General features: G+C 58.4%; 18 protein-coding genes. 14 read left to right on the top strand and 4 right to left on the bottom strand.

The window, feature by feature from the left end; all coding sequences use genetic code 11:
* Positions 1–51: 51 nt before the first annotated feature.
* Together ACM6IR_RS26620 and ACM6IR_RS26615 are read left to right on the top strand one after the other, a co-directional pair.
* Positions 52–2,313: a heavy metal translocating P-type ATPase gene (locus tag ACM6IR_RS26620; protein WP_414910451.1), complete on the top strand. Its 2,262-nt coding sequence runs from the start codon at positions 52–54 to the stop codon at positions 2,311–2,313.
* 16 nt (positions 2,314–2,329) lie between these two features.
* Complete coding sequence (locus ACM6IR_RS26615; RefSeq protein ID WP_414910450.1) at positions 2,330–3,193, top strand: LysR family transcriptional regulator; 864 nt, start codon at positions 2,330–2,332, stop codon at positions 3,191–3,193.
* 189 nt (positions 3,194–3,382) lie between these two features.
* Here the strand turns inward: ACM6IR_RS26615 and ACM6IR_RS26610 are convergent, their stop codons facing one another.
* Positions 3,383–4,306, bottom strand: coding sequence for a hypothetical protein (locus tag ACM6IR_RS26610; protein WP_414910449.1), 924 nt, complete (start codon positions 4,304–4,306; stop codon positions 3,383–3,385).
* A gap of 457 nt (positions 4,307–4,763) precedes the next feature.
* On the opposite strand from ACM6IR_RS26610, the gene ACM6IR_RS26605 reads away from it, so the two are divergent.
* The 6 genes from ACM6IR_RS26605 to ACM6IR_RS26580 all read left to right on the top strand — a co-directional run bounded on the left by ACM6IR_RS26605 (position 4,764) and on the right by ACM6IR_RS26580 (position 11,822).
* Positions 4,764–5,912 (top strand): hypothetical protein, encoded by a 1,149-nt coding sequence (locus ACM6IR_RS26605; RefSeq protein ID WP_414910448.1) that lies wholly within the window; start codon positions 4,764–4,766, stop codon positions 5,910–5,912.
* A 204-nt stretch (positions 5,913–6,116) separates the two neighbouring features.
* The gene (locus ACM6IR_RS26600) at positions 6,117–7,193 is read left to right on the top strand and encodes a putative 2-aminoethylphosphonate ABC transporter ATP-binding protein (RefSeq protein WP_414910447.1); all 1,077 of its coding nucleotides are present in this window, start codon (positions 6,117–6,119) and stop codon (positions 7,191–7,193) included.
* Entirely contained in the window at positions 7,193–8,917 is a 1,725-nt protein-coding gene (locus ACM6IR_RS26595) for a putative 2-aminoethylphosphonate ABC transporter permease subunit (protein WP_414910446.1), read from the top strand. Before ACM6IR_RS26600 ends, ACM6IR_RS26595 begins: the two co-directional genes overlap by 1 nt.
* A gap of 44 nt (positions 8,918–8,961) precedes the next feature.
* Positions 8,962–9,987, top strand: coding sequence for a putative 2-aminoethylphosphonate ABC transporter substrate-binding protein (locus ACM6IR_RS26590; RefSeq protein ID WP_414910445.1), 1,026 nt, complete (start codon positions 8,962–8,964; stop codon positions 9,985–9,987).
* A gap of 144 nt (positions 9,988–10,131) precedes the next feature.
* Positions 10,132–11,265 (top strand): TIGR03364 family FAD-dependent oxidoreductase, encoded by a 1,134-nt coding sequence (locus tag ACM6IR_RS26585; protein WP_414910444.1) that lies wholly within the window; start codon positions 10,132–10,134, stop codon positions 11,263–11,265.
* Positions 11,265–11,822: a phosphonate degradation HD-domain oxygenase gene (locus ACM6IR_RS26580; RefSeq protein ID WP_414910443.1), complete on the top strand. Its 558-nt coding sequence runs from the start codon at positions 11,265–11,267 to the stop codon at positions 11,820–11,822. The genes ACM6IR_RS26585 and ACM6IR_RS26580 overlap by 1 nt, the downstream gene beginning before the upstream one ends.
* 103 nt (positions 11,823–11,925) lie before the next feature.
* Here the strand turns inward: ACM6IR_RS26580 and ACM6IR_RS26575 are convergent, their stop codons facing one another.
* Positions 11,926–13,302, bottom strand: a complete 1,377-nt coding sequence (locus ACM6IR_RS26575; RefSeq protein WP_414910442.1) for a GTPase/DUF3482 domain-containing protein — start codon at positions 13,300–13,302, stop codon at positions 11,926–11,928.
* Positions 13,295–14,665: a DUF2868 domain-containing protein gene (locus tag ACM6IR_RS26570; protein ID WP_414910441.1), complete on the bottom strand. Its 1,371-nt coding sequence runs from the start codon at positions 14,663–14,665 to the stop codon at positions 13,295–13,297. The genes ACM6IR_RS26575 and ACM6IR_RS26570 overlap by 8 nt, the downstream gene beginning before the upstream one ends.
* Before the next feature lie 85 nt (positions 14,666–14,750).
* Here ACM6IR_RS26570 and ACM6IR_RS26565 point away from each other — a divergent pair, with 85 nt between their 5' ends.
* From ACM6IR_RS26565 to ACM6IR_RS26540, 6 genes are all read left to right on the top strand, one after another.
* Positions 14,751–15,263: a dihydrofolate reductase gene (locus tag ACM6IR_RS26565; RefSeq protein WP_414910440.1), complete on the top strand. Its 513-nt coding sequence runs from the start codon at positions 14,751–14,753 to the stop codon at positions 15,261–15,263.
* A gap of 306 nt (positions 15,264–15,569) precedes the next feature.
* Positions 15,570–16,625 (top strand): haloacid dehalogenase-like hydrolase, encoded by a 1,056-nt coding sequence (locus tag ACM6IR_RS26560; RefSeq protein ID WP_414910439.1) that lies wholly within the window; start codon positions 15,570–15,572, stop codon positions 16,623–16,625.
* 458 nt (positions 16,626–17,083) lie between these two features.
* Positions 17,084–17,371 (top strand): DUF6124 family protein, encoded by a 288-nt coding sequence (locus ACM6IR_RS26555; protein ID WP_414910438.1) that lies wholly within the window; start codon positions 17,084–17,086, stop codon positions 17,369–17,371.
* Between the two features lie 699 nt (positions 17,372–18,070).
* Entirely contained in the window at positions 18,071–19,297 is a 1,227-nt protein-coding gene (locus ACM6IR_RS26550; RefSeq protein ID WP_414910437.1) for an ATP-grasp domain-containing protein, read from the top strand.
* Between the two features lie 116 nt (positions 19,298–19,413).
* Positions 19,414–20,847, top strand: a complete 1,434-nt coding sequence (locus ACM6IR_RS26545) for an FAD/NAD(P)-binding protein (protein WP_414910436.1) — start codon at positions 19,414–19,416, stop codon at positions 20,845–20,847.
* A gap of 6 nt (positions 20,848–20,853) precedes the next feature.
* Positions 20,854–21,870 (top strand): AbrB family transcriptional regulator, encoded by a 1,017-nt coding sequence (locus ACM6IR_RS26540; protein WP_414910435.1) that lies wholly within the window; start codon positions 20,854–20,856, stop codon positions 21,868–21,870.
* Positions 21,871–21,960: 90 nt separating this feature from the next.
* On the opposite strand, the gene ilvD is transcribed toward ACM6IR_RS26540, so the two are convergent.
* Positions 21,961–23,802, bottom strand: a complete 1,842-nt coding sequence (ilvD, locus tag ACM6IR_RS26535; protein ID WP_201115825.1) for a dihydroxy-acid dehydratase — start codon at positions 23,800–23,802, stop codon at positions 21,961–21,963.
* Between the last annotated feature and the right edge of the window lie 96 nt (positions 23,803–23,898).

The following is a 23,898-nucleotide window of genomic DNA, read 5'->3' as shown; positions in this document are numbered from 1 at the left end:
GTGGCTACAGGGTCTTTACTTGGCAACAGGCACCTTTATGGACGCGACCCAATGAGCGATTCCCAACACACCCATCCACCTGAGGCTGAGCACCCGCACAGCCACAAGCTGCAACCCGTGCAAAAGCATGACCATGGCGCCCACGGGGATTCCTGCTGTTCCGCCAAGGTGGCGGCCCCGACGCTGATCAAGTTGAGCGCAACGCCCACCGCCGGCGCGCGGCTAAGCAGTTTCCGCATCGATGCGATGGACTGCCCCACCGAGCAAACACTGATCGAGAACAAACTCGGCAAGCTCGCGGGTGTGCAGCAGCTGGAATTCAACCTGATCAACCGCGTGTTGGGCGTCACCCACGACCTGCCGAACACAGCACCCATCATCGACGCGATCAAATCCCTCGGCATGCAGGCCGAGCCGCTGGAGCGGGGCGTCGAAGCGCCAATCCCGGCGCCAGTGAAAAAGCCCTGGTGGCCGTTGGCACTGTCTGGTGTGGGTGCGCTGGCTGCTGAAGTTATCCACTTCACCAACGCTGCGCCCAATGCGGTGGTGGCGGTCATTGCACTGGTCTCGATTCTTGGGGGTGGTCTTGGCACTTATAAGAAGGGCTGGATCGCGCTTAAGAATCTCAATCTGAACATCAATGCGCTGATGAGCATCGCGGTGACCGGTGCGATCCTGATCGGTCAGTGGCCAGAAGCGGCGATGGTGATGTTCCTGTTCACCGTGGCCGAATTGATCGAAGCCAAATCCCTGGACCGTGCGCGCAACGCGATTGGCGGCTTGATGCAGATGGCACCGGAACAGGCCACGGTGCGGCAGGCGGATGGCAGTTGGGTCGAGCAGGACGTGAAAACCATTGAGCTGGGCGCCCGAGTGCGAGTGCGGCCCGGTGAGCGCATTGGTCTGGACGGTGAAGTGGTGTCGGGCAGTTCGACCATCGATCAGGCGCCGATCACCGGCGAAAGCCTGCCGGTGGAGAAGACCCTCGGCGACAAGGTCTTCGCCGGCACCATCAATCAGGCGGGCTCCCTGGAGTATTCCGTCACCGCTGCGGCCAACCATTCGACGTTGGCGCGGATCATCCATGCCGTCGAGCAGGCTCAGGGTGCGCGGGCGCCGACCCAGCGTTTCGTCGACAGCTTCTCGAAAATCTACACGCCAGTGGTGTTCCTCCTGGCCCTCGCCGTTGCGGTGATTGCGCCGCTGTTCATGGGCGCGCTCTGGTTTGACTGGATCTACCGGGCGCTGGTGTTACTGGTGGTCGCTTGCCCGTGTGCGTTGGTGATTTCGACGCCCGTGACCATTGTCAGTGGCCTCGCGGCGGCGGCGCGCAAAGGGATTCTGGTCAAGGGCGGCGTCTATCTGGAGGGCGGTTACAAGCTCGATTACCTGGCGCTGGATAAGACCGGCACAATCACACACGGCAAACCGGTGCAGACCGACTACCTGTCGCTTGATCTAATCGCCGACCAAATCGCGCCGGGCATTGCCGCCAGCCTGGCCGGGCGCTCCGATCATCCGGTGTCGCTGGCTATCGCCAACGCGGCTGCGGATAAGCAGCTGACGCTGCATGCTGTAGATAACTTCGAAGCTTTGAGCGGTCGCGGTGTGCGCGGTGAAATCGGTGGTCAGCTCTATCACTTGGGCAACCATCGCTTGGTGGAAGAGTTGGGCCTGTGCTCGCCTGCGCTGGAAGAAAAACTGTTCGCGCTGGAAAAGCAGGGCAAATCAGTGGTGTTGCTGCTCGATCAATCCGGCCCACTGGCGCTGTTCGCCGTGGCCGACACCGTGAAGAACTCCAGCCGCGAGGCGATCCAGCAACTGCACGATCTGGGGATCAAAACCCTGATGCTGACCGGCGACAACGTCCACACCGCGCAGGCCATTGCGGCGCAAGTCGGCATCGACGTAGCGAAGGGCGACTTGCTGCCGACCGACAAGCTGCAAGCCATCGAAGCCCTGTATGCACAGGGCCATAACGTCGGCATGGTCGGTGACGGCATCAACGACGCCCCGGCGCTGGCACGCGCTGAGATAGGTTTCGCCATGGCCGCCGCCGGCACCGATACCGCCATCGAGACCGCCGATGTCGCCTTGATGGACGACGATCTGCGCAAGATTCCCGCGTTTATCCGGTTGTCACGACAGACATCGAGCATCCTCAAACAGAACATCGCGCTGGCATTGGTCATCAAAGCGATCTTTCTTGGGGTAACCTTCGCCGGGCTCGCCACCATGTGGATGGCGGTGTTTGCCGACATGGGCGTGAGCCTGTTGGTGGTGTTCAACGGTTTGCGCCTGTTGCGCAAATAAGTGATGAGGGACGGGTGTGCTGAGTGCCGAGCTGAAGGCGTTTTATATGGTTGCCCGCCTGGGCAGCATCACCCTGGCGGCGAAAAAGCTCGGCTTGAGCCAGCCCACGGTGACCACCCAGATCAAGCACCTGGAAAGTCAGTACTCGGTTGAACTGTTCTACCGGGGCGGCCGCCGTCTCAGCGTCAGCGATGAAGGCGCCCGGCTGTTGCCGATGGTCAAGACGCTGTTGCAGCAGGAAGCCGACATCGAGTTTTTCCTGCGCAACAGCGGCCAGGTCCAGGGCACCTTGCGCATTGCCGCAACCGCGCCGTATTACATTCTCGACCTGGTAAAAGCCTTTCGCGAGCGCTTGCCGCAGGTGGAAGTGTCGGTGGAGATCGGCAACTCCCAGCAGGTGCTTGAAGCGCTGGAGGATTACCGGGTCGATGTCGCTGCTTCCTCGCAGTTGCTCGACGATGCGCGGCTGATTCGCCGGGTGCTCGGCAGCGATCCGCTGGTGCTGGCGGTGCATCGCAATCATCCGCTGGCGGTGCATGACCATGTGCCGCTCAGTGCATTGGCCGGACATACCTTGTTGATGCGGGAGTCGGGCTCGACCACCCGGCGATTGACCGAAGAATTGCTGGCCAGCGCAAGGGTGAGTTTCGGGCCGTTACTGGAGATTGGCAGCCGCGAGTCGATTCGCGAGGCGGTGCTGCGCAACATCGGCATCAGCATCATTGCCCGGCAGGAAGTGCCGCACGATCCGCAATTGCGGGTGCTGACCATCGAGAATGCACCGCAAATCCCTGAGTACTTGTACTGCCTCAAGGAACGAAAAGGCGCACGGCTGCCGGCGGCGTTTCTGGGGTTGGCGCAGGAAATGGCTCCGGCCTGAGCGTTGTGGTGATGGGGTTGGCCCCTTCGCGAGCAGGCTCGCTCCCACAGTAGAATGCATGCCCCTGTGGAAGCTCCTCGCGATAGTGGTGTATCAGGCGACACGTTGTAGGGGCCGCAGGCGCAGGCGTTGTTGCGACAGGAACTATAGAATAGGGGTGTTAACTTTTGGCGGTTACTAATAATGTTTTCAGCGTGTTGGGCTTACGCTCACAGCTGGGCTAAGGAAGTCTATGTGATAACCGGAAGACCCATCACCAATAGCTATATGTACCCCGCGGATACCCTCATTCATTTGTGAGTTGATTTTGTAATCAATATCTGGCGCGATAGCCTCGTTTACCCCGATGGCGAACTCCGTCAGCTTAAGCCCACGAGAGCCAGCCGCAAGATCCAGAAGCTTTATGTGCTCCTCGTTTTTTATTTTTAGTGAAGTGATGGTGTTGTCTTCAACTGATAAAAGGGCCCCTTCTTCCGATATGCGATCACTCAGCCATTTAAGTGAGTCTTTCAGGCCCTCAGGCAGTATCGGATTAGGCTTTCTCAGTACAGTCAGTATTCCTGCGATTTTTAGCGTGCCGCTAAAACAAAATGGGCAAGGTTCTTGTGGGTTCATGTGTGCGTAATGAACTTCAAAAAACTCTGCTACAGACTGAACAAAATCGTGTGACACGTCTTCTGCAAGTATTGCGTAAGGCTGGGCGTGCGGGAAAATTGTGACTTGCGCATCGGCGTCATTACCAGACAGAATAAATGATTCATTTGAATTCAGCATGTTTAACACGGACCGCTGTGTGCATAAGGCATGTTCAAAATTGCTGCTCAGCAAAAGCTTCAAGCTATAAAGCGCACTAGCTACAGTGGGTTCGAACACTTGAGTCGCGCAGAAAACGCTTTTCTTGCTTTCTGTGTTTTTTGCTAGTTCAAATGTCATTTTTGCAGCGTCATTGCTAAAAGAGAAAACAATACTGTTTTTTGGCAGTTTTTCTAACTCATAAATATTGGTTGTATTGAATCCTAAGTGCGCGCATTTTTTGAGGAAGTCTTCTGAGTCTGCAATAATTGATAGCTCCTCATGGCCGAAGAGCGTCGATATCATATTTGGTGGTGACATAAAACCCTCCTGGTTTTCCAATGCGCGGCAAGAATGCTTGCCGCGCATTGGTATTATTTAATCTTCAGTATGAGCCCAAGCCAGCGGTGCCCATCCAAAATTATCCGGCCCAGAAGTAATCCGGTTAAGCTTCTCTTTGACGACTTTTTGAGTTTTCATTTGATCTTCCTTTTTCATTTTATGGTTTTTTTGCTCCCGAAAGTGCTTGGGAGTGGATTTATTAATACAGAATTTTCTAATGTGTTAAATGGTTTGTTAGGCGTTTTTTAGAATAAATTCTGTTTTTGCGACTCTCGGAATGTTCAGTCGGTTATTTGTGTAGGTTGCAGCTGTAGTCCTGTTCCGAAATTTTGATTTTTTCATTTTTTTTATTGCGGTCGATGATCTTGTGTCGTTAGGTTTATTTATGGGCTTGGTTTTTTGGCTCAATGTCCAACTGTAGATCGAGGGTTATATAGTGAATGCATCAAAGAAATATTTGGCAGATACATCTGTCCATCAGGCCCTTTTACTGGTTGATCTAACCGAAACAAGCGCTCCCGATCACGCCGTCCGATTGATGCTAAATGAAATCCTTCAAGGACTCGCTGAAAAAGGTTGGCCCCATGCGCAACTACAAACGGGGCCGCGGATTGTGTCCGCTGAAGAAAATTACGGTTTGCTGGGTTATGACCCGGCAGAAGTCACGCTCGGGAGTGAACACACCCGATGGGTCGATGAGTGTTCCCTGTTACGAACACAAACCACCAGTCAGATTCCGGCGGCGCTTCAGCGTGCAGCTCAACTGCGGCAACCGGGAGAGACGATATTGCTAGCAGCGCCAGGTATCACTTTTCGTCGCGATAGTCGGGATCGATGGCATTGCGCGGAACCGCATCAAATGGATATCTGGGTGCTGGGTGACCCCGAACTGTCTACACATGAGCATCTGTTGCGTCTGGTCAGCGACATCCTTAAGTCTGCCGTTCCCGAAAAACCCTGGGTCTACAGCGACAGTCCGCATCACTACACGGAGGACGGAATCGAGGTGAATGTGTTGAATGATGACGTCCTGGTCGAAGTGCTGGAGTGCGGTCGCATTGCGAGGTCGTTGTTACAGCGCTTGAAGATAGATCCGCTGCAACATGGAGGGCTGGCGCTCGGGATGGGGTTGGATCGCTTGACCATGCTGCGCAAAGGCATCCCTGATATTCGCTTGCTGCGTGATCAGAACGTGCGAGTACAGGCACAGATGCATGATTTGAATCCATGGACTGCGGTATCTCGTTTGCCTTCGATTGCTCGTGACATTTCGTTGGCGGTAACGCCGGGGTTGAGTGAGGAAGTATTGACCGAAAAGATGTTGCAGGCTGCCGGCGACTGTTCTGACTGGATTGAGGAGATGCAGGTCAAGGGACGTTGGGGGTTCTCGGATTTACCCGTGCAGGCAATTGAGCGTCTCGGGCTGCTGCCAGGCCAGGAAAATGTGCTGCTGCGCGTGGTACTGCGTGATTGCTCACGATCAATCACTACCGCTGAGGCGAACGCTTTGTATGCGGACATTCAGGCGGCGATGCATGAAGGTGTGCCAGGGGCGGGTTACAGAATGGACCTTCCTAAACCTTGAATCCGCGCGCCAGCAAGTTCGTTCCCTCAGGGGGAATGCGATCAACTGTAGGAGCGAGGCTTGCCCGCGAAGACGTCAGACCAAGCAACACATAACCCCAACCCAAATCCTTGAATACCACTATCAGCCGTTTTTGCCTCACTGCCACATGACGGACGCATTACCTCCCTAGGATGGCCTTCATCTGCTTGATGAGGCCTGTCCATGAACCACTCGACCGCAACTGCCCTGACCAACCCCGGCGCCCCGATGAAAGTGCGCGGCGTGCAGAAACGCTTTGGCGCCTTCACCGCGCTGGACAACGTTTCCCTCGATGTGGCGGCCGGTGAGCTGGTGTGTCTGTTGGGCCCGTCGGGCTGTGGCAAAACCACCTTGCTGCGCTGCATCGCCGGTCTGGAGCAGCAAGACAGCGGCGAGTTGTACCTCGGTGATCGCGACGTTTCCCATCTGGCGCCCCAGGCCCGTGACTACGGCATCCTGTTCCAGTCCTACGCGCTGTTCCCCAATCTCACCGTCGAAGCGAACATTGCCTACGGCCTTGCCGGTAGCGGTCGCGATGAAGTGCGCAAGCGTGTCGGTCAGATGCTGGAGCTGGTTGGCCTGATCGGCAGCGAAAAAAAGTACCCCGGCCAATTGTCTGGTGGCCAGCAACAACGCGTTGCGCTGGCTCGCGCCTTGGCGCCTGCACCTTCGCTGTTGTTGCTGGACGAACCGATGTCCGCCCTCGACGCCAGGGTTCGCGAGCATCTGTGCACCGAACTGCGTCAGTTGCAGCGCAACCTCGGCATCACCACGCTGATGGTCACGCACAACCAGGACGAAGCCATGCTGATGGCCGACCGCATTGCCGTGATGAACAACGGTAAGGTCGAGCAGTACGCCACGCCGCAGGAAATCTACGACCGCCCGGCGACACCGTTTGTGGCGGAGTTCGTCGGTCAGGGCAACTGGCTGCCATTCCGCCGCAGCAGTGACAGCCACGCCCAGGTTGGTGGCCTGAACATGCGCCTGGCCGACGGCAGTGCGAAAACCGCCTCGGGCCGGTTGTTCTGCCGCCCCGAGGCGATCAACGTCAACCCGCTGGTACACGAAGAAAACCTGTTCCCGGCCAGGGTTCGCGAAATCACCTTCCTCGGCAACCGATGCCGCATGAGCTTCGAACTCGATCAACTGCCAGGTCATGCGTTGCTGGCCGAACTCGCGCCGGAAGCCATGCCGCGTCTCGGCGCACAGCAGATCATGGTCGCCTTGCCTCCGCGCAGCCTGCAGGTGTTTGCCTGATGAGCGCGAACATCGCGCTGCCGATACCGCACAAGCAGGTTCCGCAGACCTCCCGTGCCGAGATCGGCGATCGGGTGTTCGTCGTTGGCGGCAAAGTCCTGTTGCTGGTGTTGCTCGGCGTCGCCGTGTTGATGCCGTTGCTGGCGATCTTCTGGCGTGGCTTCAGCTCGGAAGCCGGGCAGGGCGGTGGTCTGGTCGCCGCCCGCGAACTGGTGAACAGTGCGAACTTCCACTGGCTGCTGGGCAATAGTCTGAAAGTGTCCCTCAGCGTGGCGGCGATTGTCGTACCGCTGGCCTACCTGTTTGCCTACGCGCTGCAACGCACGTTGATACCGGGCAAAGGCATCTGGCGTGGGCTGTCGCTGTTGCCGCTGATGGCGCCGTCGATGCTGCCGGGGATTGCACTGGTTTACCTGTTCGGCAATCAGGGCCTGTTGCGTGGTTTGCTTTCGGACAATATCTACGGCTTCTGGGGCATTGTGCTGGGTGAGGTCATCTACACCTTCCCACACGCCTTGATGATTTTGCTGTCGGCGCTGTCCCTGGCCGATGCGCGACTGTTCGATGCCGCCTCGAGCATGGGCGCCAGCCCGGCCAAAGCCTTCTGCAGCATCACCTGGCCGGCGACGCGTCAGGCAGTGTTCGCAGCGTTCTGCCTGGTCTTCACCCTGACCATCACCGATTTCGGCGTGCCCGTGGTGGTCGGTGGCGACTATCAAGTGCTGGCGCTGGAAGCCTACAAGGCCGTGGTCGGCCAGCAACAATTCGGTCGCGGTGCCTTGATCGGCATGGTCCTGCTGTTGCCGGCGCTGTTCAGCTTCGGTGTCGATGCGTGGTTGCGTCGGCGTCACGGCGACTCCATGAGCGGTCGGGCGCAAGTCTTCAAGCCAGCACCGTCAAAACGGCGGGACCGTTGCTACCTGGCGATTGTGCTGCTGATCTGCGCCGCGCTGCTGTTGGTCTTCGGCATGGCGGTGTTCTCGTCGCTGGTGAAATTCTGGCCGTACAACCTGTCGCTGTCGCTCAACCATTACCAGTTCAACGACACGGCGGGTGGCGGCTGGCTGGCTTATGGCAACAGCGTGAAGATGGCGGTGTGCACGGCGCTGATCGGCAGCGTGCTGATCTTCACTGGCGCCTACCTGATGGAAAAAACCAAGGGCCAGCGCGGACTGAACCTGACGTTGCGCATGCTCAGTTTCGTACCGATGGCGGTGCCGGGTCTGGTGCTGGGGTTGGGTTATGTCTTCTTCTTCAACCTCAACGGCAACCCGTTGCACGTACTCTACGGGACCATGACCCTGCTGGTGGTCTGCACCATTGCGCACTATTTGACCACCGCACAAATGACCGCCACCACCGCGTTGCGCCAGCTCGACGCCGAATTCGAAGCCGCCGCGCTGTCGCTCAAGGCGCCGTTGTATCGGCACTACTTGCGCGTCACCGTGCCGATTTGCCTGCCAGCGCTGCTGGACATCGTGCGCTACCTGTTCGTCTCGGCCATGACCACGGTCTCGGCCGCCATCTTCCTCTACAGCCCCGACACCATCCTCGCGGCCGTGGCGGTGCTGAACATGGACGACGCCGGCAACGTCGGCGGCGCGGCGGCGATGTCGACCCTGATTCTGTTCACCTCGGCGGGCGTGTCCCTGCTGCTGGCCTGGGCTTCGCGCGGCTTGCTGCGCCGCTCTCAGGCCTGGCGGCAGACCGCGCCCGGTCACTGATTCAACCCTCAACTCAACTGCCGGTAAACAAAAGGTAAAACGACATGTTCAAGCCCCTGGCTTTAGCCGCTGCTGTCCTCACCGCTTTCAGCCTGAACGCCTTCGCGGCGAAAACCGAGTTGACGGTGTACACCGCCCTCGAAGCCGAACAACTGACGGCCTATAAGGCCGCCTTCGAAAAGGCCAACCCGGACGTCGAGATCAAGTGGGTGCGCGATTCCACCGGCATCATCACCGCCAAACTGCTGGCCGAAAAAGCCCGTCCGCAGGCTGACGCCGTCTGGGGCCTGGCCGCTTCGAGCCTGGCGATCCTCGACCAGCAAGGCATGCTGCAAAGCTACGCGCCACAAGACCTGGGCAAGATCGGCAGCAACTACCGTGACGCCGCCAACCCGCCTGCCTGGGTCGGCATGGACGTCTGGGCCGCGACCATTTGCTTCAACACCGTCGAAGCCGCGAAGCAAGGTTTGACCAAACCCGTGAGCTGGCAAGACCTGACCAAGCCTGAGTACAAAGGCAAGATCGTCATGCCCAACCCTGCCTCGTCCGGCACCGGTTTCCTCGACGTCAGCGCCTGGCTGCAAACCTTCGGCGAGAAGCAAGGCTGGCAGTACATGGACGAGCTGCACCAGAACATCGGCCAATACGTTCACTCCGGTTCCAAGCCGTGCAAATTGGCTGCGGCGGGCGAATTCCCGATCGGTATTTCCTTTGAGTACCCGGCTGTTCAGCTGAAGCGTCAGGGCGCGCCGCTGGACATCATCCTGCCGAAAGAAGGCCTGGGTTGGGAAATCGAAGCGACGGCTGTGATCAAGGGCACACCGCATGAAGACGCGGCGAAGAAACTGGCAGATTTCTCGGCCAGCCCGGCGGCGATGGAGTTGTACAAAGAGAACTTCGCCGTCCTCGCGCAGCCAGGCATCGCCAAGCCACAGACTGAACTGCCAGCCGATTATGAGCAGCGTTTGATCAAGAACGACTTTGCCTGGGCGTCGAAGAATCGCGATGAAATCCTGACTGAATGGCGCAAGCGCTATGACGGCAAGTCCGAGAAAGTGGTTGCCAAGTAAGATTTTTATTGGCTGACAGGGCCTCTTCGCGGGCAAGCCTCGCTCCTACAGTTTTTGTGTTGTTCGCGGATATCGCGCCCTCCACAACACCTGTAGGAGCGAGGCTTGCCCGCGAAGGCGGTCTCGAATTCAGGACATCACTTAATGACACACCCCAACGACATGCTGATCGTAGGCGCCGGAATCCTCGGCCTGTCCCACGCCTACGCCGCCGCCAGACGCGGCCTCAAAGTCACCGTTTTTGAACGCAGCGAAACCCCTCTGGGCGCTTCGGTGCGCAACTTCGGCCAGGCCCTCGTCACCGGTCAGCCACCGGGGCCGATGCTCGAACTGGCCAAGGCCTCCCGCGACATCTGGGGGCAATGGGCACAACTGGCCGGTTTGAAACTCAAGCGCAACGGCTCGTACCTGTTCGCCCGCACCGAAGCCGAAGAACACCTGCTGGAAGCATTCTGCGCCGGCCGCGCCTTGGAGCACGATTATCGCGTCGACCTGCTGCGCGGTGCTGCCCTGCGCGATCTTTATGGCGGCCAGTTCAGCCATCACCGCGCCGTGTTGCACGGCATGGACGATCAACAACTGTATTCGCGCGAAGCGATTCCGGCATTGATCGATTACCTGCGCCGCGAACTGAACGTGACGTTTCACTTCTCCACCCTGGTGCGGGACATCGAACCGGGCCGCTTGCACAGCACGGCCGGCACCTTCAGCGCCGAGCAGATTATCGTCTGCTCCGGTCACGACTATCAGACCTTGCTGGCCGAGTCGATCGCCGAGCTCAAGCCGCACATCTGCCGCCTGCAAATGCTCCGCGCCCGACCGCAGGTCAACCTCAACCTGCAACACGCGTTGCTCACCGGTTTGAGTTGCGTGCACTACGGCGCGTTTGCCGATCTGCCGGAAGCGGCGGCGGTGCAGGCGCAGATCCTGAGAGAACAACCGCACCTGCATGAAAACGGTATTCACCTGCTGATCAGCCCGACGCCTTACGGCGAATTGATCATCGGCGACTCCCACCATTACGGCAGTGATCCGTCGCCATTCAATGCCGAGCAGGTAGACGACTGGATGCTTGAGTTGGCCGAACAGACCTTGGGTTGCCAGGTGCAAGTGGTGGAACGCTGGCAGGGCGTCTACGGTTCACGAGGTCCGGGCCCGTTCTCGTTCCTGCGTCCAATGCCGGGCGTGAGCGTAGCGTTGATGCACACGGGTGTCGGCATGAGCGTCGGGCCGGCGATGGCCGAGCGTAACGTAGCGACTGTATTGGGAGCGCATTGATGGACCGCAATGCGCAAGTGATCGCCGAGGTGTTTGGGTTGTACGAACGCTTTGGCAGCAGCGATTACATCGGTGAACCAGTGTCGCAGATCGAGCACATGTCCCAGGCCGCCGAACGGGCCATGGCCGAAGGCTTCGATGACGAAGTGATACTGGCCGCGTTCTTCCACGACATCGGGCACATCTGCGCCGAGACTGCCGAGAACATGGGTGGCTTCGGCGTGGTCAGCCATGAACGACTGGGGGCGGACTACTTGCGCCGTGCAGGTTTCAGCGAGCGCATGGCGCGGTTGGTGGAATACCACGTCCAGGCCAAGCGTTATCTGACCTTAAAAGAGCCTGGGTACTACGAGCGCCTCAGCGAAGCCAGCCGTCGCACGTTGGAATATCAAGGTGGCGTGATGACCGCTGAAGAGGCAAAAGCGTTTGAGCAAGACCCGTTGTGTGCGATCAGCTTGCGCATGCGGCAGTGGGATGAGTTGGCCAAGGAGATGGGCGTGCCGGTGATTGATCTGGCGGTGTTGAAGGAAAAGGCGTTGCATCTGCTGGGCGAGTAATGCCTCGAAACCGAGTCGCTGCCTTCGCGAGCAGGCTCGCTCCCACAGGTGAATGCATTCCAAATGTGGGAGCGAGCCTGCTCGCGAAGAGGCCCGCCAATGCCTACAACTGCTGCGCCAACACCTCAACCTGCTCCTGCCGGTCCGCCTGACTCAACTTCGATCGCGGATTCAGTGACGACCACTGCGGATAAGCCCGAGCCTTGTTCAGGGCCTCGGGAAGTTTGCCTTCGCGCCAGCTCTTGTCCTGAGGCGTGGCCACTTGAACGCTTTCCAATGCCGCATGCCCGCGAGCATTCAGCGCCTGCACCAGCTGCCGCTGACGCAACGCCAACAACCTCAACACGCTGTCATCAACAGTCAACTCCCGCTGCCCTTTGATCTTGCCCATCAATCGGCTGCCATAACTGCGCACGGTTTGCAGGGCACCGCCGGCAATGGCGCCGGCCAGTGCGGCGGCGCCGAGGGTCAGGCCGCCCACCAGTAAATCCACCCCGGCTCCGGCTGCCGCGCCGGCCGCAATGCCGCCGCCGACCCGCACGCCGAGTTGCTTGAGGGTTTGCGGGTTGAACAGGTCATCGCCCCAGCGACCATCGAGCAACGGCAGATCGCTGGCCGCCGCATCCTGCGGGCGGAAGGCGTAGAGCTTGAGTAACGCTTCGACGCAACGTTGTTCTCGTTGTCGAACCGCTGTGCGCAGTTCGCTGATGGCTTGCTGTTCCTGCTCGGCATTGCTGGCCACGCTGCGACGACACGCTGCGCAATCGATCAATAACTCGGCAATCAGCCGGGCCGCACTTTGCTGACGAGCGAGGCGTTGAGCCTGCTGATCGGCGATCAAACGCTCAAGCTGTTCACGGGCGTTTTCCAGCAACAGCGCGAGGCTCTCGTAGAGTCGACGTTCGCCATCCTCCGGCGGCGCGACGCTGTCGAAACGGACCAAGGCATGCAAGCCAAGGCGCGCCAGCGCTTCACGCCACTGCGGTTCACGATGGTTCGCGCTGCTGACAAAATTCAGTACCGGCAACAGCGGTTTGCCGCAGCTGGCCAGCACTTCCAGTTCGTCACGGTACTTGGCCAGCACCGGCTCGCGCGCGTCGATCACGTAGAGGCCGGCGTCCGAACTCAACAGTTGGCGCAGCACCTTGGCTTCCTGTTCGAAACGTTGTCGCGCTTCGCTGCCCTCAAGGAAGCGCGCCAGCCGCGCAGGGCCGTCGAGCCGTTCGCCTGGGCGCTCCAGCCGTTCGAGATAGTCGAGCAGGGCGATGGCGTCTTCCAGGCCCGGCGTATCGAACAGGTCGAGCAACGGTTCACCGTCCACCGACAACCGCGCGCCTTCGACGTGGCGGGTCGTGCTCGGCCGATGGGAAACTTCACCGAAGCCGACGTCACGGGTCAGGGTACGCAGCAACGACGTTTTACCGACGTTGGTGTGGCCGACCACGGCAAGCTTCAACGGCGGCTTGCGGGGGTTAGTCATGCCCGGTCTCCAGCCAGTTCATCGGCGCGCAATCGGCAAAGGGCAGTTCAAGCTGTTGCAACGCGACGTGCCAATCGCCCAAACGCTCCGCGTCCAGCGCTTCACCCAGCGGTGCTTGCAGCAACCAGATGCGGGTGGCGCTGGCGTTGCGCGCCAGCTCGGCAATCAGCGCCAGGCTGCCGCGATCCGGCGAGCGACGTGGATCGCACGCGATGGCTAACCGGGCCGGAGGGAAACGACTGAGTTGTTCAAGGAGCTTGTGCCGGGATTCGCGACTGTCGAGGATGCCGGCATTGTTCACGTTTTTCGGCAGGGCGGGCGGCCACGGACGTTGCTCGTCGAGCTCGATGGCGACCAACAGCGCGCCATCGCTCTGTAGCTCGCTGACGCCGCTTTCGACGGTATGAAGTTGCTCTGGCGCGGCATCGCTGATGCCCAGGCGTTCGCTGCTGGGCATTAACCGTTCGCGCAGTTGCGCGTAACCGGGCAGGTTCAGGTCCAGGCGCAACGACGCTTGGCCGCAGGTCCAGCGCCAGCGGCAGAACAGGGCCAGCAGCAGGCGCGGCAAAACGCCGTAAACCACCAACACACCGACCAGCCAGGTGGCCCAGGCCTGGCGGGCGCTTTCGATGTTCAGCGCGGTGTCGCCGCTGGCGCGGATCATCTCGACCGTCGGAACGTTGAAGCCCAGCAAGGCGGGCAGGGCGCCGAGGGCTTGGGTCATGGTCACAAAGGTGTCGGCGCTGAGGAGGGTGGTTTCCCAGACGAAGCCGTAACGCCGGGTCGCCATCAACATCAGCAGAATCACCAGGGCGCTGAGCATCGCCAGCAGCCACAGGCTGTTGACCAGCACGCCAATCGCCCAGCGATTGAGTTTCTGTCGTTGCAGTAACAACACCAGGGCCGGCGCCAGTTGCACCGCTTTGGCATCGCGGGCGAGTTTTTCGCTAAGCCACAGCCACAGGCGACCCAGTGTTGCACCATGGTCGCTGGCCAGTACCAGGCCCAGCGCCCAGCTGAGCAACAGCATCAGGTTCAACCCCAGCAGACTGCCCAAGGCCCAGAACACATTGACCGGCATTTGTCCGTCGTTCAACGCGGCGAACCCCAACCCGGCGCCGCTGACCACGGCCAGCACTGCCAACACCAGCAGCGCCAGTCGCGCACCTTGCAACCAATGGGTGAGGGCGGTGGTCAGCCCATCGCGTTCGGCCAGCCACAGGGCGCGGCGTTGAATCCTTGTCGGCAAGTCGCCGCCCGCGCTGCGGGCCAGTCGGTTGGCTTCAAGATCATCCAGCGGGCCGGCGTGTTCTTCGCGCAGGCGAATGGTTTCCGTCAGCCAGAGGTTATTCAGTTCAGTCACGCGGCATCCCGTCGCTTAAATGAACGGTGAGCATAACCGCTGTGGCGCTTATCGGGGTACGGATGGCTCTGGTATCCTCGCCGGCATGACTAAATCACTCCCCCTCAGCCTGATCGCAGCCCTCGGTGAAAACCGCGTGATCGGCGTCGACAACAGCATGCCCTGGCACTTGCCGGGGGATTTCAAATACTTCAAGGCCACCACCCTCGGCAAGCCCATCATCATGGGGCGCAAGACCTGGGATTCCCTCGGACGTCCGCTGCCGGGCCGATTGAACATCGTGGTCAGCCGTCAGGCGGACCTGGTGTTGGAAGGCGCGGAGGTTTATCCGTCGCTGGAAGCCGCGGTGATTCGGGCACAGGAATGGGCGCTGGCGCAGGGCGTCGATGAGGTGATGCTGATTGGTGGCGCGCAGTTGTATGCGCAGGGAATGGCACAGGCGGATCGGCTGTACCTGACGCGCGTGGCATTGAGCCCGGAAGGGGATGCGTGGTTTCCGGCGTTTGATGTGAGCCAGTGGAAGTTGGTATCGAACATCGAAAATCCGGCTGTGGATGACAAACCGGCCTACAACTTCGAAGTCTGGGAAAAAGCTTAAGGGCATCGCGAGCAAGCTCGCTCCCACAGGGATTTGTGTCGGTCACAAATTCAATGTGGGAGCGAGCTTGCTCGCGATGAGGTCGGCCCAGTCGCTGAAGGTCTCAAGCGTGAGTCGGCAAGCCTAACAGCTTGATATTTAATGAATTAATGTCAAAAAAGTCTGATAACTGTCGTTTTTGGAATAAGCGCGTGTCGTGCTCGGGAATGCATCTGGCGCAATGGACACGTTAGCGGTCGCTGATAGGCGAGGACTGTCACACTTATTTGTTAGCGTCGATCTCTTTTAAATCAGGGAGATTTGACGATGAAGTTTGCACCGAAATTTTTGGCTGCAGCACTTTGCCTGGGCCTCGCCGGCCAGGTGCTCGCAACGGATTTGAAGCACTGGCCAGCCGATCAGGCCAAGGCGCTGGACGCAATGATTGCGGCCAACGCCAACAAAGGTAACTTCGCGGTGTTCGACATGGACAACACCAGTTACCGCTACGACCTCGAAGAGTCGTTGCTGCCGTTCATGGAAAACAAGGGCCTGATCACCCGCGAGAAACTCGACCCCTCCCTGAAGCTGATCCCGTTCAAAGACACCGCCGACCACAAGGAAAGCCTGTTCAGTTACTACTATCGCCTCTGCGAAGTCGACGACATGGTCTGCTATCCATGGGTCGCCCAGGTGTTCTCCGGCTTCACGCTCACCGAGCTCAAGGGCTATGTCGACGAGTTGATGGCGTCCGGCAAACCGGTGCCCACCACGTATTATGACGGCGACGTGGTCAAGACCCTCGACGTCAACCCACCGAAAGTCTTCACCGGCCAGGCCGAGCTGTACAACAAACTGATGGAGAACGGCATCGAGGTCTACGTGATGACCGCCGCCTCGGAAGAGCTGGTGCGTATGGTCGCTGCCGATCCGAAATACGGCTACAACGTCAAACCGCAAAACGTGATCGGCGTGACCACAATGCTCAAGGACCGCCAGACCGGCGAGCTGACCACGGCGCGTAAGCAGATCACGGCCGGCAAGTATGACGAGAAGGCCAACCTCGGCCTCGAACTGACCCCTTACCTGTGGACGCCGGCGACCTGGATGGCCGGTAAGCAAGCGGCGATCCTGACCTACATCGATGAGTGGAAAAAACCGGTCCTGGTCGGTGGCGATACTCCGAGCAGCGACGGTTACATGCTGTTCCACAGCGTCGACGTGGCCAAGGGCGGCATCCATTTGTGGGTCAATCGCAAAGACAAATACATGACTCAGCTTAACGGCATGATGGCCAGGCACGCCGCGGCCCAGGCCAAGGAAGGGTTGGCGGTGACGGCGGACAAGAACTGGGTGATCGTGAAGCCGGAAGAGATTCAGTAAGACCCAGGCGCTGCCTTCGCGAGCAGGCTCCCACAGTTGGATCTGTGATCAGCGCAAATCCCCTGTGGGAGCGAGCTTGCTCGCGATGAGGCCAGTGGGCGCAATGAAAGCCTCTGTTTAATAAACATCTCCAGACACTCTCGCAGGCTACACATTCTTGCGTAGCGGACTACGCGTACGTCAGAATCCGCCGACTTGTGCGCCTGGGCGCCGGGGTTCTATCGTTCCCTCGTCGCTGAATATCAGTGATCGGGTTTGGTAGCCCGGGTGTGTAGGTGCAATGCATCATCATTTGCAGTGTTTTTTCGTCTCTGCTTTTTATGGTGGTCATGCACAGGGCGTCTTCGGGCGCGCCGGTTTCCTTACACCCCGGTCTACCAACCTGCGCATGGCCGCCACCCATTCGTTTGGTAGCGAGGGTGATGGCTCCTTGTCTTATGGTGTAAGGAGATTCATCAATGTTAAAAATCACCCCCGATCCCCCAGAGCCCGACGATCTGGCCGCCCGCATCAATGCCACCTCTCGCAAACCCAGTAGAACATTCATGATCGCGCCCGGCCTCGACACGGAAAGCCTGTTGGCCCACGCCTGTGAATCACTCGCTTCGGCAAATGTCATGGCCAGCGATTTCGCTGGACTGCTGGAAGGCACGCAGCGCAGCACGATGCTGGGGATTGCGCAGGTCATCATGTTGGGTGAACTGGCGGTGAACCAGGCGCTGGATAACCTCGACCCGCAGGATTAAAAGAAAAATCGACACGACTCTCACTCTGTAGGAGCGAGCTCGCGAAGAGGCCCGCAGACGCAATGAACATGAGTTGTTTAAAGCGCATCGCTAAACACTCTCGCGGCCGACACAACCTTGCGTAATAGACTACGACTACCTCAGAAACCACTGACTTGTGCACCCGGGGGGCAGGTTCTATCTTCTTCGTATCGCTGCACATCAGTGATCGGGTTTTGGTAGCGCGGATTTTACAGGCGCATGGTTCTACCTTTTGCAGGGTTTCCGTCTCTGGTTTTATGGCGGCCATGCGTAAGGCGCTTTCAGGGGCTCCGGATGACTGGACTGGTCTACCAGTTTCCAAATATCAATCGCGTGCCACTGATTTTTCGGGGTGCTCATATCATCAGTTAACCCCTGGCGTCGCTCAATAGATGTTGCTTACATGGATAATATCCGAATGAATAAACCTTTAAATAAAATGCTAAAAAATATCTTCTCCTAAATTCTTTGGGCTCATGCATGGCTAAGGAGGGCGGGGAAAACCCTCATGGCTTTTGTGAACTATGAAACTATTAATATTTCTCTTGGCTGATAAAACTGTAAGAAAACGGGGTATTCCGTGTGCCAAGGAATTGCATGCAGGTTATTGCATAAATTTATCGCCCGGTTGCACGTTTGGCATTTTGAATGGACTCTTTTTGATAGCGGAGAAAACTCTTGAATCCTGTAATTTTGTTTGCGCCTGCAAAAATTCTACTTCAACATTCCGAAGCAGATTGGCTAAGTGTATTGGGCAACAACAGCCTGATTTATAGCGACTTGTCAGCGAAGGAGTTGCTGACACAACAGTTTCCGACGCTGACCTCAGCTTTGCGGCTCTATGCAAACTTCAATGACTCGGGCGTGGTTGAACTGGATGCGCTGACCGCCGCAAAAGAGCTAGGAACTAACACTCTGGTGGCACTGGCTGAAGTCGATCTGTTGCGCGTGGCGCGGATCAAAGACCGGCTCAGTGGTTCGACAACGCACTACGAAGAGATGACTTTACTGTATCGCGACAAATTCCTGATGAAACAAAAACTGGCGGAGCATGGTATCCGCATCAACCCCATGGCGGTCGTCCGCTCTGCATGCGAGATCAATGACTTCGCTGAGCAATATGGTTTTCCCCTAGTAGTGAAGCCCCGCGATGGCCGCGGCTCCGGTGGGGTCCGTGTGTTGCACGATGACGCTGAAGTTCGTGGCTACCTGCACGAGCAGGACAGTACAACGCTACACAACCTGATGGTCGAAAAGTACATTAATGCATCGTTGTTGAACGTCAATGGACTCTACATTGGCGGCCGGCCGGTGATCATCTCGCCGGTGCGCTCAACGGTGACCTGCCTGGATTTCCTTGACGGTAAAAGTCTCGGTTTCCAGATGCTGGCCGAGCACAATCCGCTTCACCAACAATGCGTGAAACTCACCCGACGGATCGTGGAGCAGGCACTGCCGCGACTTGGCACAATGCTGTTTCATCTCGAGATTTTTATCGACGGTCAGGATCTGGTCGTCTGCGAAATCGCCTGCCGCCTTGGCGGTTGCAGCGTAAACCAGGAGTTGACCGACGCTTACGGTGTGAACCCACGTTTGACCCTGATTGACGCGGAGCGGGGCGGAAAATCGGCATCGCTCAAAGAATTGATCAAGCCGCGCCGCTTACTAGGACAATTGAATATTCCGCCGCGTACCGGCAAGTTGATCGAGTACCCGGCACACATCGATTTGCCTTTCATTCGTTATTGCTCTGTCACCGCAAAAAAGGGCACGGACTACGCAGGGATGAAATTAACCAATGGCGAAATTGTCTCGGCGATTGTCGAGGGCAATAGTGAAGAAGCCGTCAGCGATCACCTCACGCAACTTGATAGTTGGGTCAGAGACACGTTTATCTGGGAATAACGGAAACTTCTCACCTGATGCTTTAACGGAAGACGAAAGGCCTCGTTATTCACGGCTGCTTTTCGCAAAACCCCGACTGACGGTTACCCTCGTCAGCCGGCGTAATGTTGCATGCCATGATCTGGTATGACGACGTACACCAACAGGTGTTATCGCGCCTGCTGAAAATCGATCTAAGGATAGATATGCACAAGGTAGCAGTGGTCGGAATGGGCTATAGCGGTGCCATTCTTGTGGAACGATTAAAACACCTGACGCCCGCATTGAAAGTGGATGTCTACGATCCCACTGGTAGCACCGGATCTGGCCGAGCCTATCAACGGGACAATCTAAATAATCTGGTCAATCGCCCGGCCAGCCTCATGTACCTGCGCGAGCACGGCGACTTCAAACATTGGTTGCGCGAAAGTCCCGTGACGCATGCCAAATCTTATCAACCGAGGCCGGTGTTCGGCAGGTTCATCGAAGAGACACTCAAGTCGTCTCTGCGCGCCCATAGCGCCATCCAGTATCACCGGGAGCGGGTGATCGGGATAACCACTGAGCAGGGCTGCTACTCCCTGGAAACCGCCAGCGGCGAATGTGTGGGCTACAGCGCTGTGGTTCTAGCGACCGGTAACTCCGAGCCGACCGATATCTATCGGCTAAAAGGCATTGAGCGCTACATCAACAATCCCTATCCGACGACCAAGCTTGCCGACATCCGCTCGGGGAGTATTGGTGTGCTCGGCAATCAGTTATCGGCCATCGATGTGGCGCTAACCTTGCTCGACGCCCACCCTGACAATCACGTCACGATGCTCACCCGAAGTAGCAAGATTCCCAACTACTGCGAGCACTACTATCCGCGCCCGCTCAAGGTGCTGAACGAGAGCAACCTCAAGCAACGACTGCGAGGCACCGGCTCGGTACTGAAAACCGTACAGGCAATGTTCGACGAGGAGCTAGGCGCACACGGCATCCAAGTCAACATCGAGGCCTTGATGCACGATCACACTCAGGCCTCGGTTGCCCGAGAGGCGATCTACTCGGTGTTCTCTTCGACCAACCTGATCGTGCCGATGATCTGGAACCTTTTATCCGAGCGCGACCGAAAAGTCTTCGTCGGGCGATACCGAAGCGCCTGGCGCCAACTGCGGGTGCCGATTCCCAAGGAAAACTGGAGCAAGATTCATCAATATATCCATTCCGGGCGGTTGGCCTGCAAAACCGGTTTGGCGGATGTCAGCTTCAGCGGGGATCAATTCGTGGCACGCGGGCGGGATTTTCAGTGCGCGTTTTCCGATTTGGTTAACGCGACTGGGGCCGGTGATGTGATGGAGGGCGCGTTGTACAAAAAACTGACAGCCTCCGGGATTTGCGTTCAGCATCAGTACGGGGGAATCGATGTGCGCTTTGACGACTGCCGGGTGATAAACGAAATGGGGCCGACAAATATTTTCGCAATCGGCGCCCCTACCGCTGGGGTGTTCTACGCGGTCAGCAATATAGATGTCCTGCAGATGCAGGCGGAAATCATCTACAAAAACCTTCGTGCATTGGGTGCTTGAGGACCTATGAAAACCTTACTGTGTTTGCTGATTGCCACTGCGGTGGGCGCTGGTTTGCAGTATGGCGGCGTGCCGCATGGCCTGTTGCTGGGCTCGATACTCGCGACCGCATTGATCGTCAGCAAACGGCAATTTTCGCCGAGGATGCCGCTCGGTCTTGGCTACGTGCAAATCGTATTGGGGATCGCCACCGGCCTGATGTTCGAGGCCTGGGACAGCCAGACAGTCGCCGCACTGTTGCCCAGCCTGGGCTTGATGCTGTTGTGCCTGACAGCGCAAATTGTCGCGGCGGGTTTGTGGCTGCGCAAAGTGTCGGGATGGAATCTCAAGGACTCTTTGCTGGCTGTTTACCCCGGCGCACTCGCGGCGGTGTTTGATTTGCTGCAGTCCGAGCGGGCGTCGAGCAAGGTGATCGTCGTGCACTTGGTCCGGCTGCTGTCTATCACATTGCTAGTCAGTCTTTGCATCCCCGGTCCAGCCGACGCAATGCTTGCCGATAGCAGCCCGCTGGGCATCAACACCGTGCTGACGTTGTTGTCGCTGATCGCCCTGTGTCTTGTGCTTGGGCGCTTGCTGTTACGCATCGGCGTCCCGGCACCGTTCATGCTCACCGCGATTGTCGCCACCGGCGTCTACGTCAAACTGGGCTATCTGCAAGGCTTCCACATGCCGGCATGGAGCGTCGATGCCGCCGCCGTTATCCTTGGTGTGCTGATTGGCTCGAAATTCAAGGACATTACCCCGGCGGAGCTCATGCGCCACGGCCGCGCCGGGTTTATGTCTGTCGCGCTGATGTTGTTGGTTGCTGCGGCGTTTGCCGGAGTAGCGGGCCGGTTGTTGGGAAGCGAACCCTTGGCATTATGGTTGGCGTATATGCCAGGGGCCATCGAAACCATCGCTATCGTCGCCTTTGGTGGCGGGCTGAATGTGGTGTTCATCCTATCCCACCACTTGGTACGGATGGTCGTGTTGCACTTTGCTCCGGCCTTGATTGTTCAGGCGCGACAGCGGAAAAATGTCTGATCAGGTAAAAGATTGGGGAGAAATGTGCATCACTTCTACAAAAAAATGCCCCGCACTTGGCGGGGCATTTTTTTGTTCGACGGTTAAGCCTTACAGCCCGTCGAGCATCGCCTTGTTACGCACAGCACCCTTGTCGGCACTGGTCGCCAGCAGGGCGTAAGCCTTCAGCGCGGTGGTCACTTTGCGTGGGCGTTTTTCCACCGGCTTCCAGCCTTTCTGATCCTGCTCGGCACGGCGGCCAGCCATTTCCTCGTCGCTGATCAACAGGTTGATCGAGCGGTTCGGAATGTCGATCAGCACTTTGTCGCCGTCCTGCACCAGACCAATCGCGCCGCCTGCGGCCGCTTCCGGCGAAGCGTGGCCGATGGACAGGCCCGAAGTGCCGCCGGAGAAACGACCGTCGGTGAGCAGGGCGCAAGCCTTGCCCAGGCCTTTGGATTTCAGGTACGACGTCGGGTACAGCATTTCCTGCATGCCCGGGCCGCCTTTCGGGCCTTCGTAACGAATGATCACGATGTCGCCGGCCTTCACTTCGTCCGCGAGGATGCCGCGTACGGCGCTGTCCTGGCTTTCGAAGATTTTCGCGTTGCCTTCGAACACGTGGATCGATTCGTCGACGCCAGCGGTTTTCACCACGCAGCCGTCCAGCGCGATGTTGCCGTAGAGAACGGCCAGGCCGCCTTCTTTCGAGTAAGCGTGTTCGACACTGCGGATGCAGCCGTTTTCACGGTCGTCGTCCAGGGTTTCCCAGCGGGTCGACTGGCTGAACGCGGTTTGCGTCGGGATGCCCGCAGGACCGGCCTTGAAGAAGTGATGCACAGCTTCGTCGGTGGTCTGGGTGATGTCCCACTTGGCAATGCCTTCAGCCAGGGTCTTGCTGTGCACGGTCGGCAGGTCGGTGTGCAGCAGGCCACCACGGGCCAGCGAGCCGAGGATGCTGAAGATCCCGCCGGCACGGTGCACGTCTTCCATGTGGTACTTCTGGATGTTCGGCGCGACTTTGCACAGTTGCGGCACGTGACGGGAGAGACGGTCGATGTCGCGCAGGTCGAAATCGATCTCGGCTTCCTGGGCCGCGGCCAGCAAGTGCAGGATGGTGTTGGTGGAACCGCCCATGGCGATGTCCAGCGTCATGGCGTTTTCGAAGGCCTTGAAGTTGGCGATGTTGCGCGGCAACACCGACTCATCGTTCTCGCCGTAGTAACGCTTGCAGAGCTCGACGATGGTGCGGCCGGCTTGCAGGAACAGCTGTTCGCGGTCGCTGTGCGTGGCCAGGGTCGAACCGTTGCCCGGCAATGCCAGGCCCAGGGCTTCAACCAGGCAGTTCATCGAGTTGGCGGTGAACATGCCGGAACATGAACCGCACGTCGGACAAGCGCTACGCTCGTACTCAGCGACTTTCTCGTCAGAAGCGCTGGAGTCGGCGGCGATGACCATGGCGTCGACGAGGTCGAGACCGTGGCTGGCCAGTTTGGTCTTGCCGGCTTCCATCGGGCCGCCGGACACGAAGATCACCGGGATGTTCAGGCGCAGAGACGCCATCAACATGCCAGGGGTGATCTTGTCGCAGTTGGAAATGCAGACGATGGCGTCGGCGCAGTGGGCGTTGACCATGTACTCGACGGAGTCGGCAATGATCTCGCGGCTCGGCAGCGAATAGAGCATGCCGTCGTGGCCCATGGCGATGCCGTCATCCACGGCGATGGTGTTGAATTCTTTGGCTACGCCGCCAGCACGTTCGATTTCGCGGGCGACCAGTTGCCCCAGATCTTTCAGGTGCACGTGGCCCGGTACGAACTGGGTGAAGGAGTTGGCAATGGCGATGATCGGCTTTTTGAAGTCGTCATCTTTCATCCCCGTTGCGCGCCACAGTGCGCGGGCGCCGGCCATGTTGCGGCCATGGGTGGATGTTTTCGAGCGGTAATCAGGCATGAAGCACTCCGGGCGGCTAATCAGGTATCAAAAGGGAAGTGAGCTTCTATTGACGTCTGGAACACTCAGAAATGGCCGTGTGTCCGGAAGTTGCCG

This window comes from Pseudomonas sp. IT-P253, assembly GCF_949768125.1.
Lineage (GTDB): Bacteria > Pseudomonadota > Gammaproteobacteria > Pseudomonadales > Pseudomonadaceae > Aquipseudomonas.
The sequence above is the reverse complement of the archived record's forward strand: the minus strand, read 5'-3'. Positions and strand labels throughout refer to the sequence as shown.